At 38.6% G+C, this 11,940-nt stretch carries 8 protein-coding genes; 2 read left to right on the plus strand and 6 right to left on the minus strand.

Annotated elements, in window-relative coordinates; genetic code table 11:
- Positions 1 to 160 precede the first annotated feature (160 nt).
- The 6 genes from M23134_RS30540 to M23134_RS30565 all read right to left on the minus strand — a co-directional run bounded on the left by M23134_RS30540 (position 161) and on the right by M23134_RS30565 (position 9,575).
- Positions 161 to 877, minus strand: coding sequence for an RluA family pseudouridine synthase (locus M23134_RS30540; RefSeq protein WP_002703167.1), 717 nt, complete (start codon positions 875 to 877; stop codon positions 161 to 163).
- A gap of 394 nt (positions 878 to 1,271) precedes the next feature.
- Complete coding sequence (locus M23134_RS30545) at positions 1,272 to 2,756, minus strand: PP2C family protein-serine/threonine phosphatase (protein WP_002703172.1); 1,485 nt, start codon at positions 2,754 to 2,756, stop codon at positions 1,272 to 1,274.
- Positions 2,757 to 3,234: 478 nt separating this feature from the next.
- Positions 3,235 to 4,329 (minus strand): sensor histidine kinase, encoded by a 1,095-nt coding sequence (locus tag M23134_RS30550; protein ID WP_002703173.1) that lies wholly within the window; start codon positions 4,327 to 4,329, stop codon positions 3,235 to 3,237.
- A gap of 56 nt (positions 4,330 to 4,385) precedes the next feature.
- Positions 4,386 to 5,084 carry a response regulator transcription factor gene (locus tag M23134_RS30555; RefSeq protein ID WP_002703174.1) on the minus strand — a complete coding sequence of 233 codons (699 nt, stop codon included), beginning with the start codon at positions 5,082 to 5,084 and terminating at the stop codon, positions 4,386 to 4,388.
- A gap of 64 nt (positions 5,085 to 5,148) precedes the next feature.
- Positions 5,149 to 6,420, minus strand: a complete 1,272-nt coding sequence (locus M23134_RS30560) for an IS4 family transposase (RefSeq protein WP_232296849.1) — start codon at positions 6,418 to 6,420, stop codon at positions 5,149 to 5,151.
- Positions 6,421 to 7,292: 872 nt separating this feature from the next.
- A complete protein-coding gene (locus M23134_RS30565) occupies positions 7,293 to 9,575 on the minus strand; it encodes a protein-disulfide reductase DsbD family protein (RefSeq protein WP_002703177.1) in 2,283 nt (760 codons plus the stop codon).
- 337 nt (positions 9,576 to 9,912) lie between these two features.
- Between M23134_RS30565 and M23134_RS30570 the strand changes: the two genes are divergently transcribed.
- Together M23134_RS30570 and M23134_RS30575 are read left to right on the plus strand one after the other, a co-directional pair.
- A complete protein-coding gene (locus M23134_RS30570) occupies positions 9,913 to 10,653 on the plus strand; it encodes an SH3 domain-containing protein (protein WP_157558727.1) in 741 nt (246 codons plus the stop codon).
- A gap of 152 nt (positions 10,654 to 10,805) precedes the next feature.
- Positions 10,806 to 11,936, plus strand: coding sequence for a DUF3810 domain-containing protein (locus M23134_RS30575; RefSeq protein WP_002703181.1), 1,131 nt, complete (start codon positions 10,806 to 10,808; stop codon positions 11,934 to 11,936).
- The last annotated feature ends 4 nt before the right edge of the window (positions 11,937 to 11,940 follow it).

Consider the following 11,940-nt stretch of genomic DNA (forward strand, 5'->3'; position numbering starts at 1 on the left):
GGCTAAACTAGATATATTTATTAACTCAAGTTACGCAGTTTTCTGAAGGTCACCTGCTTCTATTGTTGAATGGCTATATTGTTGCGCAATGCGTAGCCCAACCATTGAGCAATAAAGCCATATAACCATCAAAATAAGTAGGTCTGCGTAACTTCAGTTATTAAGTATTTTTCTCTAATTGGTTCACCAATGCTCGCATATCTTTAGGGTAAGGTGCTTCTACTATTTGGGTTTCGCCATTGAGCAACTTAAAGTGTAAAGCGTGGGCGTGCAATGCTACCCTTGAGATCAAAGGGCGTTCTTCCTCATATTTTTTAAGGTTAAAGTGTCTTTTAATTTGAGAAAGAAAAACCGGTTTGCCTCCGTATTGCTCATCTTGTACTATAGGCGAGCCCAACACTGCCAGGTGAATCCTGATTTGGTGCATCCTTCCTGTTACTGGGCGTGCTTCTATCAAAGTGTGAGCTTTGTATATTTTCAGGGTTTTAAAATAAGTTTGTGCAGGCTTGCCTTTGAGGTCTATCTTGACGGTACCAGTGCGGTTGGGCAAAATAGCCCTATCTACCAAGGTATCTTTGTACTCTTGAATCCCACCAATTACTGCGTGGTACACCTTGTTTACTTGCCTTTTTTCAAATTGAATGGCAAGGTGTCGGTAAGCCTCTGGGTTTTTGGCAATGGCCAATATACCCGATGTTTCTTTATCAAGGCGGTGGCAAACCTGTGCCGACTCCAGATAGTCTTTTGCCATCCCTATGATATTATCCTTCCCTTCAGAGGCACGGTCGTCCAGGGTAGACATGTGTGGTGGTTTATTTATTATGAGGTAATCTTCATCTTCAAACACAATTAAATCTTTGAACTGGAGTTTTTTCATCTATTTCTATCAATAAAGTTATTTAAGGGGTAGTTGCAATGAAGTTTTTGCAAGGTAGAGCTTGTTTAAATTTTCGGTTATAGGAGATTTTATGAGGAGTTTTCGGATTAGATGCGTCAAATTTTGAAGTAATAGTTCTGGAATCCCGAACTTGATTCGGGGCAGCGCTACTGCTGATAAATTTGACAATATATAATCAGGAAAATCACGTAAAAGACCTAATTAATGAACCAAGCCGCAGGCGAGCTCTGCCTTTTGACTAATTTTAAACAAGCTCTAAACATAAATACAAACCAAAAAATCAATCTACAACAATGCTAAAATTAACGAAAAAAGTGATAGAAGCCGAACTAATGCGCTATCAAGACTAAATTTTAGAAGCGATGCCATAGATTTAGAGCTTGATTCCCATCCAAAGAATATCATCGCGTTGTTTGGTTTGACTCATGTGTGCTTCTAAAGCCATTTCCAATGCTTCTTTTTGTTTTGTTAAATTTAGGTGTGCGTGTTCTTCTAATATATCCTGGAGGCGCTTACGGGTAAATTTCTTTCTCTGAAAGTTGTTTTGATCTTCTAGCCCGTCCGATCCTGCGTATAAGATAGCACCAGGAGGCAAGTGAATAGTGGTTGCTTCAAAAGTGATTTCCTCGTTCTGAAAGCCTCCAATAGACTTACGAGTACCTTTTGTTTCGAGTAAACCTGGTTGTTGGGGCAACTTATACAACAGCCCATTTTTAGCACCTGCTACTTGTATATCAAATGTATGGTTAGGTAACTGCGTGTGTTTGATTATTATTGCATCCATCCCATTGTTATTTTGAGTCTCTTCTTGACGCAAAACTTGTTTGATATTGTTGTGCAAATGGCTAAGAATATCTGCTGTATTTGTAATATTTTGAATTCTAATGACCCGGTCTAGTAAATGATTGGCAATTAAAGTCATAAAAGCCCCTGGTACTCCGTGCCCTGTACAATCTATTACTGCCAAAAAAGTACAAGATTGATGTTGGCATACCCAGTAAAAATCTCCTGATACTACATCGCGGGGTTTGTAAATCAAGAAATAGTCTGAAAAATACCTTTCAAGTTGCTGATGACCAGGCAAAACAGCTTGTTGGATAGCGCTTGCTGCTTGAATGCTATGCTGAATAAGTTTATTCTTACGACTCAACTTAGTATTCCTGTCATTGATAAAATCTTGTTGAGCTTTCATTTCCTCCTGTTGTTGAACCAATTCTTCGTTTTGAGTGGCGATTTCCTGTTTTTGGTATTCCAAAGCCTGGATCAATTGATAGTTTTGCCGTTCAGTCATCAGGTTCTTATTTAACAGAAACCACATCAAGTAAATGAGCATACCAATGCCAATACAATAGTTCATGATTTCTATGGAGCCTCTTCGGAAAAAACTACTTGACATTGGTACATCTATCCAATAAATAATTTTTTCCATAAAAAAGAATAGCAAACCCATATACACTACCAAAGGGATAAAAATTTTTGGCTCGCGTTGATCTGCCACCAAAAACACAAATAACCCAAAAGTCAGTGCAATCAAATAAAGAGAGTTTATGATTGGTTCATCGTTTTGTACTACAAAAGCAAAATATAAAGTAGAGGTAACACTTGGAAGGGTGGCTACGAGTATTCTGGAAAAAGTGTTTTTACCGTATTTGTTTAATGCCAAAACAATAAAACCACAACCAATGCCTCCTATGATAGGCAGCAAAATAGTTTTAGGCGCAAAGAAAAAGCTAATAAATGTAAAACCTACTCCCATTAGCTCAAGTAAAATCGCAATTGCATTAGACAAGTACACCTTGTCACGCAGGTAGTTGCTGAGTTCAGGAGTGATGCCTGTATTTAGTATTTTCTTTAGCATTTATTATTATTTTATCCCCATTCTCAAGAGAGCATCTGTAAGTAACTACGAGCAAAAGTCGGGCATAAAAATCAGGGCTGATTGTCCGTAGCTTACCATAGGTATACTTGTTACATTGTTGGAAGGTTGCCTTATCGGAAAAACTATTCATAAGGCGTTTATTCAGTATACTAATTGCTTGTGAATCAGTACATTTGAAGTAGGTGAGCAAGCACGATTAAAAAAACAATAAGCAATAGATAGGTACTCGTTGTTTGGAGAAATGATTTGAAAACCTGTTCCAAAATTTCTCTAACAGCCCTCATCCGAAACTAAATATTATTAGCAAAAGGTTTGGCATAAAGAAAGAGAAGTGTCTAAGAAAAACGTAGGGTAAATTAAGCAAGCCTACAAATAAAAAAGCCGTGACTTTGTCTCACAGCTTTTTGTTATGTGTGCTTCAGGCACCAAATATATAGTATTTTGAGCGAGCCTGTTTTTAATCTTCTATAGAGGTAGGTTCCAATGCTCTGGGAGGCATTACCTTAGTAATTTCTTCGTTGTCAACCGGAGTAGTCTGTAGTTGAAAAGTAAATGCAGTACCTTTTTTTACCTTACTGTTTACCTTTATCTCAGTATCGTGAGCGCTTAAAATGTGTTTGACAATAGCCAGCCCCAACCCTGAGCCCCCTTTGTCTTTAGAGCGGCTTTTCTCTACCCGGTAAAAACGCTCAAAGATACGGTCGAGGTGTTCTACTGAAATGCCCGGACCATCGTCTTTTACCATGATATCTAATAAGTTTTGTTCACTGTTTGAAAAGCCCACTTCTACATTGCCATTTTTCGAGCCATATTTGATTGCATTTTCCAGCAAGTTAATTATTACCTGGCGTATACGCTTGGCATCGGCATACACCATCACTTCTTGGTAGGGTTGGTCAAAACGTAAAGTGATTTTTCGTTGGGCGGCTTGTTCTTCCAGTTGTTCAAATACATCGCGGGTAAGTTGGCTTATGTCAAAAATGTCGTAATCCATTGTAATAAAACCTGCCTCCATTTTCGAGAGCGTCAACAAGTCCTGAATCATCGTATTCAAACCATCCAGACTTTTTACTGCTTTAAGCAAAAACTTGTCACGCACATTTTCGTCGTCTATGGCACCATCAAGCAAGGTATGCAAAAAGCCTTGAGCAGCAAAGATAGGGGTTTTTAGTTCGTGCGATACATCGGCAAGAAACTCCCGGCGAAAAACTTCCATTTGCTTAAGGTGATCAATTTCTTTCTGTTTATTGGCACCATAAGTATAAATCTCCTGGTTGAGCTTTTTTACAAAACTCAGCAAGGGTTTACTTCGTTTTTTAGCTATTTTAAAATCCTTTTTTCTAAGCTTTTCTATCATTCGGTATGCCTCGTTGATTTCTCTGAACACCAAAAATTCAAGGGCAAAATAAAATAGTAAATAAGAGGAAAAAAAAGCCATTGTAAAGCATACTAATAGCGCTACTGTAGATACCCCCGACAATAACGAGGTAAAGGCAGTAGTAACTATAGCTATAGATACAGACAGCAGTAAAGAAACAATACGCGAAGACATAAATTTAGATGTTTATAGTATAGTAATGATAGCGTTGGAGTAAGTAGGGCAAAAGGTTAATCAGTCACCAGTTTATAACCCACTCCTTTAACAGTTTTGATATAGCCACCACCTATTTTTTCGCGTACTTTTCTAATGTGTACGTCTACTGTTCTTGCCAATACATATACATCAGTTCCCCAAATGTTTTGTAGCAATTCGTCGCGGCTAAATACCTTGTTAGGGTTTTGTGCTAAAAAGAACAACATTTCAAACTCTTTTTTAGGTAACGTAATGGGCGTTTTATCATTATACACAATGTAACTTTCGCGGTCTATAGTAAGATTGCCCACTTGTATTTTATCTTTTTTCTCGTTTTTCTGGTGTTTCTTTTGTTCACGACGAAACAACGCAGCAATGCGGCTCAGTAAAGCCCTTGGGCGAATAGGTTTAGTAATGTAGTCATCAGCACCCACATCAAACGCGGCAAGCTCTGAGTATTCCTCTACCCTTGCTGTAAGATAAATAATATAAGTATCTGCAATCTCAGTCATTTCTCTCAATTGTCGACCTGCCTCTACCCCGTCCATCTTAGGCATCATGATGTCCATCAAAATCAACTGAGGTAGAAATGTTTTAGCTACCTTGATTGCTTCTTTTCCATTGTTAGCAGTTTTCACTTCGTATCCGGCTTTTTCAAGATTGTATTGCAACAACTCTACTATATCCGGTTCATCATCAACCACCAATACTTTATATACAGGGGTATCTTCCATTGTAGTATTCCGATTTAAGTTTAATTATGCACTCTAGCATTAGGGCTGTTCAGAGAAATATTATCTATTCTCTTTTCAGTCTTTTTTTTGCTTTTTTTAGAAACCATTGACTCAGGTCTGGACTTTCCATCATTTCTACTATAATCAAAAGATAGATGTCTTCCAAAAAGAGTTTTTTGGCTCTTTTATATGTTTTGATGGCATTTTTTTGTTTAAAAATAAGGATCATCATTGCTGCAATAAGCTTTACATAAATCATTACTTTTATAGCATTCAGATCATTACAAACAAAGTGTGTAAGGTTCATTTCTTGTTTTAAAAACCTGAAAATCACTTCTATATCCCATCTCATCAAGTAAACCTGAGCCACCACTTCTGCGGGTAAATCCCAAAGATTGCTCAGGATAAAAAGGTGCTTCCCCGTTTCCTTAACTCTAAACTCTATCAACCTAAACTCATGCTCCATTGAATTGGTAGGTTGTCCACGCTCAAATAATTGTACAACACTGTCTTGTATAAAGTCTAAATCAGGGTGGTGGCGATCTAGGAGCTGATGAGGACGATTCACCTGATAACGGGGCTTTTTACCTATATTGGTCACAAACTGTATAGATGCTTCATCAAAATCTTTAAACTTACGACGCCCTTTCAAACCATTATCAAAAACTATAATATCTTGGGAACTGTGTTTTCCCAGATTAATTTGTTCTTGCAAGGCGGTTTCTTCACTTAAATGAGCCTGATCTTGATGGAAACTCACACGGAGACCAAAACCATCAGTGTGCTCAGTAGTCAGTTTTACTTGAAATTTATTTTTAGATGTATTACCTACTTTCATTCCTTGTAATAAATGACCAAATACCTTAATCAAAGTAGAGTCGTAACGTTTGATATGGTAATCAAGAAGCTTTTTCTCTCCATATAAAGCATGAGCTTCTGCAAAAAAATGTTCATATACCTGCTCGATAAAAGGAAGCTTGATATGCCGCAAACGTTCCCGAATACCAGTCCAACCAGCCATTTGTTCGACCATCTCAGATGAAAAACTTTGAAATATAGGATTGCTCATCTCAGATGATATTTCCCGAAGGCTAAGACGCTCATTGTTTAACACGCTGTATAGCAGTAGCTTAATAAATAGTTTGCCTGGTAATTTGCTTACCCACTTATCTACATCAGTAGACTGACTTAAGTTATCAAGCAAATCATCAGGTAGAAGGGAAAATAAATCCGAAACGCTAACTTTACCCATAAATTTAGATATAAGGAGAATGAAGATGAACCAATCAATATATGTTAAAAAATTTCTCTGAACACTCCTAACTCTAGCATCCACAATTCTGTAGAATTGAAATGTTTTTTTAATGTTTTAAATAATTATCGTCCTTTCGCCATATGCCTCAGTTTATACTACCCAATGTTTACCTGAGGGCAAAGCGTTGGGTGTAATAGGTATGTTTGTAAAACGAGTTTGAAGAGACATTAAAAGGTTGTACCTCAGTAAGGGAAAGGTGTGGGGGTTAAAAAAAATACAGTATATAGCAATGAGTGCTTTTGTATTTTTCACGACTTAATAAGTTAATTTTTTGTTAATCGTTTGATACAAAGTTACAACAAATATTGAGATTATTATGCTAAATATCCGGTCTTATCCTTACATAGCGTTGTTTTTGCCAAATAAAATCAGTCCTGAAAGGCAAGTCATTTCCTGTTTCTCAATAAAATAAAATATAATAGAAAAATAATGCTTTTTTTGTAACCTAAACCACGCATATAATACATAGTTCACTTACTTAACTACCTCGGTGTGGTTCAGCCCTCTAAAAATAGCGCACAACTTATGCAGTTTTTGGTGTTGCTTTGGGGCAAAACTTACACTTGCTACTAAACAGTTTTGTAAATGTTTGTTTTAGAAGTTATGTAATGGGGGAATATGACAAAGATCACCAGAAAAGGTAGGAGGGTATTTAAAGGTTGATGAGTGAATAAATAGCCATAAGTGATCTTTCATAAATAATTTGAGCCATTAAAGTGTATCTATTGCCCTCATTCTTCAAAAAAAAGTTTCATAGCTTTGGCTATGCACCGTTTTTTTTGAATCGTCTGAGAACAATATATTTTCTTGAATTAGCACATCTTATTTTTTCCAGATCACTAAACAAAAAAAGGTGCCTAAGCACCCTTTCCTACAGCTAATTCAAATGCTTGTTATTTGCGAGCCATTGCCTTGTCATCCTTTTTGTTTTTTGCTTTGAAGGCAGTCAAACCCGCATCCAAAAACTTGACAAACTTATCTGCGTCAGGGTCATAGCCCGGAGTGTTTTTTACCAGCAGTGTTTCGGTAGCGGGGTCAAGCAGGCAATAATAAGGCTGAGCGTTTCCGTTAAACTTACTCACCTGGAAATCAAAGTTTTGAGCACCAATGGTTTTCTTCACCTTATTGTCATAGGTAGAGGTATACCACTCCGACTCAGGCAAAGTAGTTTTATCGTCTACATACAAAGCCACTACTACATAGTCTTCTTCCAAACGTTTAAGCACGGGTGCTGCTGCCCATACCGATTGTTCCATTTTGCGACAATTTACGCAACCGTGCCCAGTAAAATCAATAAAAATGGGTTTGTTTACTTTTTTGGCGTAAGCCAATGCTTCTTTATAATCAAAGAACCCCTTAAGGTCGTGAGGTAGGTGTAATTTATCGCTGTGTTTTACCTTCGAGAAGTCCACCTTCCCTCTTTTTACCCCAGCGTTTTTGGCTAATTGTACCTGACCATTTTGGATAGCCTCTACCAATTTCTCAAGCTTTCGTTCGTTTTTTTCTAGTTTACGGTTTACCCGGTGCATGTCAAATTTTTGGGTATTTTGTGGGGGGAGGAAACCTGCCAAGCCGTCTAATGGGGCGCCAAACATACCAGGAATCATATACACTACAAAAGAGAATGTAGCCACTGCAAGCACCGCCTTAGGCACGCTTATTTTCTCTACCGGGCTATCGTGGGGCATTCTTATTTTACCCAATAGGTAAAAACCTATCATAGATGCAATTACAATCCAAAAAGCAAGGTATACATCACGGTTGAGCAACTCTAGGTGGTATACCTGATCTATTACGCTCAAAAATTTAAGGGCAAGACCAAGTTCTACAAAACCCAATACTACTTTTACATTGTTGAGCCAGCCACCCGATTTGGGCAAGCTATTGAGCCACGAAGGAAAAAATGCAAATAGAGTAAATGGCAATGCCATAGCGATAGAGAAACCAAGCATGGCAACGATAGGTTTTACTACAGTACCTCCGCGAGTTAGTTCGAGCATAGCAGAGCCAAAAATAGGTCCAGTACAAGAAAATGATACTAATACTAAAGTAAAAGCCATAAAAAATATTCCTGCATATCCACCTTTATCGGCTCTACGATCCATTTTATTCACCCACGAACTGGGCAATACAATCTCGAACATGCCCAAAAAAGATAGGGCAAATATGAAGAATACTGCAAAGAATATAAGGTTAGGTACCCAATGTGTGCTAAGCCAGTTAGCGAAAGAAATACCGAAAATGATAGTAAGCCCAGAACCAATAATAGTAAAAATACTTACAATAGATAACCCATAAATTAAAGCTTTTACTCTGCCTTCTTTTTTGGTTTTGCTTTGTTTGGTAAAAAAAGTGACAGTCATCGGAATCATAGGGAACACACAGGGAGTAACCAAAGCCACAAGTCCACCCCCAAAAGCAAAGATAAACAATGTAAGTAGAGACGTAATTGATGTATTGCTAGACTTATCAGGTGATTTGCTGTCTTTTTTTTGCTTGGTGATAGCTGATTTTTTGTTATCAGTAGTAAGAGTATCTTTATTCTTCACAGCTGTTGTCTCGATTGAATCCTTCTTTTCTTCATCGTCTTTCTTCTCTTTGTCCCTGTCCTCCTTTATCTCTTCATCCTTTTTGTTGCCTGCTTCCTCCTTGTCGTTTTTTTTGTCAGTTTTGCCTGCCTCTTTAATCTTCTCTGCCTTGGTTACTTTGAGCAAAACATTGTCAAAGCTAAAATCAGCATCTCCCGGAATACACTGTCCGTTTACCTCAGAACATACCTGAAAGTTAACCGAGCCTTTGACATTGAGCTTGGGCTGCAATACTTTGATCGTTTGGCGAAAAGTGGCAGTGCCCACAAAATACTTCACGGTACCCTCAAAAATAGAATCATACTTTACTTTAGGCTTAATTGCCTTTACTCCGCCCACCAGTTGGTAAGAAGGGTCTTTGGTAAACTCAAATGTAGTAACAGTAGGCCCTACCTCTGGCGAGAAATCAGAAGAGTACATATACCAGTTGGGATCTATCAACACATTAAAAATAAGGTCTACCGTTTCACCGACTTTCACTTCTTTTTTCGACACTTTATAAGACCAACTGTCGTGTTTTTGGATTTGTGCCCACCCACCCAAAGTAGTAAGCAACACGAGTAGCAAAGGCAAGAGTATTTTTTTCATGAATTTTAATATCAGTATAAATATGTTTTTCTGTCAGGCAGAATATATGAGTTCAACCTTGTACAGCGTTGTGGCAATACTGCTTATACAACAGGCAACCTATAGTCAAAAGTCGACCTAAACCCCGTTTAACAAAAGTTTAACAGGCTTTTGGGCTTGTTCTTTTTACGGTAAATTGAACTCAATTAAAAAAGCAATTTAACCAATTATGCCGCAGTAATCAATAAAGCTACCCTATTTGCCCACCACTGCCCATCAAAAAAGCCCGATACTCACCCCTCAATCGTTTACTATGTCAAGTTTATCCATTATATTGACTTTTTACTATCATACAATTATGAAAACAACACTTTTCAAAAATATCACTTTGGGTATACTATGTCTTTGGGCAACCTCTATTGCCCAGGCTAAGCCTCTACAACTGACAAAAGACACCTATTACTACGTGTTTGCCCCCAATGGGCTTATCCTAAGACAATCGCCCAATGCTTCGGCTAAAAAAGTTGCCAAGTTGCCCTATGGTACCAAAGTAAAATACCTGGCAGGTGTGCCCTCTAAGCAAATAATAGTAGACAACCTCAAAGGAGGAATGGCAAAGGTAAGCCATGAAGGTAAAGTGGGGTACGTGTTTGAGGGTTACCTCTCTCAGTTTGCCGCCCCTGTCAAAAATGCCCAAGTGAGTAAATATGCTGATTTGTTGCGAAAAAATGGAGTAGAAGTAATGAACGAAAGTATCAAACGCGATTGGGGTGGTTATCAGCAAATAGAAAAAGCCATTGTATTGAACACCCAAAAGTGGTCAGAAGCTTTTTTGGTAGCCAAACAACTATTTGGTATTCCAGCAAATATGCATTTTCCAATCCCTACAGGTCAAACAACCTTTATTGTAAAAAATCCAAAGAAAAAAAAGCACGTGTGGACTGACCAGATAGAAGTGAAAAATAACCATAGAGGCTACCTTCAGTCTATTGTTTACAGCTCGCGGCAAGAGGGAGGTGGCATGCACGTCTCTATCAAAAAATCAACCAACCACAATGCCAAAGGCTTTCGCCTAAGCGTAGTGTATATTGTAGATTGATCAATACTAAGGCAGCGTTCAATATAGCTGATGAGTACGTGTAATAAACATTACTTAGCCTGAACAACTTATGTTTATTATATTTGCAAATACGCAAGTAAGCCCATTAAAAAATCAACGATCAGAGCGGGAAAAATAGATCAATATAGCCTATGACCTTCATAAAAAAATACTGGAAACATATCATTGCCTTTAGCTTGCCCATACAAGTACTATTGGTGCAATGGGCCGCCGCCCATCCTCAAGCCCTTGAGCGCTGGTATACCTACGGCTTTTATCGTTTTCTGAGCAAAACCCTCCGTCTTATGTTTGGCTTTATGCCCTTTGCCTTTGGGCAAATCGTATTTTACCTACTGGTATTTGGGGCAACCTATTGGTTTTTTAAACAAGTATACAGACGCATTAAAAAACGCCTTACCTGGAAACAATTCTTCGGCAAAGTGGCATTGCATGGGCTATTTGGGGTATCGTTGTTTTATGCCCTCTTTATGCTCTTTTGGGGGCTCAACTATCACCGCCCCAACCTGTTGCAAACGGTAAAACTGGAGCTAAAAAAAATACAACCACAAGAGCTGGAGAAAATGTGCGACCGCCTGATTACCCTCACCAACTCCAGCCGTAATGAAATCACTCAAGACACTAGCCAGGCACTGAAGATAAAAATGACCCACGCCGAAATGCTGCGAGGGGCAGTAAAAGGGTATGAGAACTTTGCCAAAAAATTTCCTCAATATACCTACGAATACGTCTCGGTAAAAAGCGTGTTTGTACCTCAGCTCATGTCGTGGGTAGGCAACGGAGGCATCTATTTTCCCTTTACTGGAGAAGCCAACGTAAATATGGATATGGTTGATTTTGTATTGCCTGCCACCATTTGCCACGAAATGGCGCACCAAATAGGCGTTGCTTCCGAAACCGAAGCCAACTATATAGCCTACCTGACCAGCCAGTATCACCCCTCACCTGTGTTTAGGTATTCGGGCAATGTGTTGGCACTGCGTTATGCTATGAGTGCCTTGCGTTATACCGATTCTACTGCTTTCAAGCGCTTGCGCAAAAAGTTTAGCCCCGGTTTTGTACACGACTTACGTGCCGATCGTGCCTACTGGCAAAAGTTTAGAAGCCCTCTTGAGCCTATTTCAAGGGTATTTTATGACCTTTTTCTTAAAGCTAATTCCCAACGCCACGGTGTGAGAAGCTATGGGTTGATGACTCATTTGATCATGGCTGAATTTAGAAAGAATGGCTTAAAATATGAGATAAAGAAGCGAACCAATGAGTGAAAAT

Source organism: Microscilla marina ATCC 23134 (assembly GCF_000169175.1).
GTDB lineage: Bacteria > Bacteroidota > Bacteroidia > Cytophagales > Microscillaceae > Microscilla > Microscilla marina.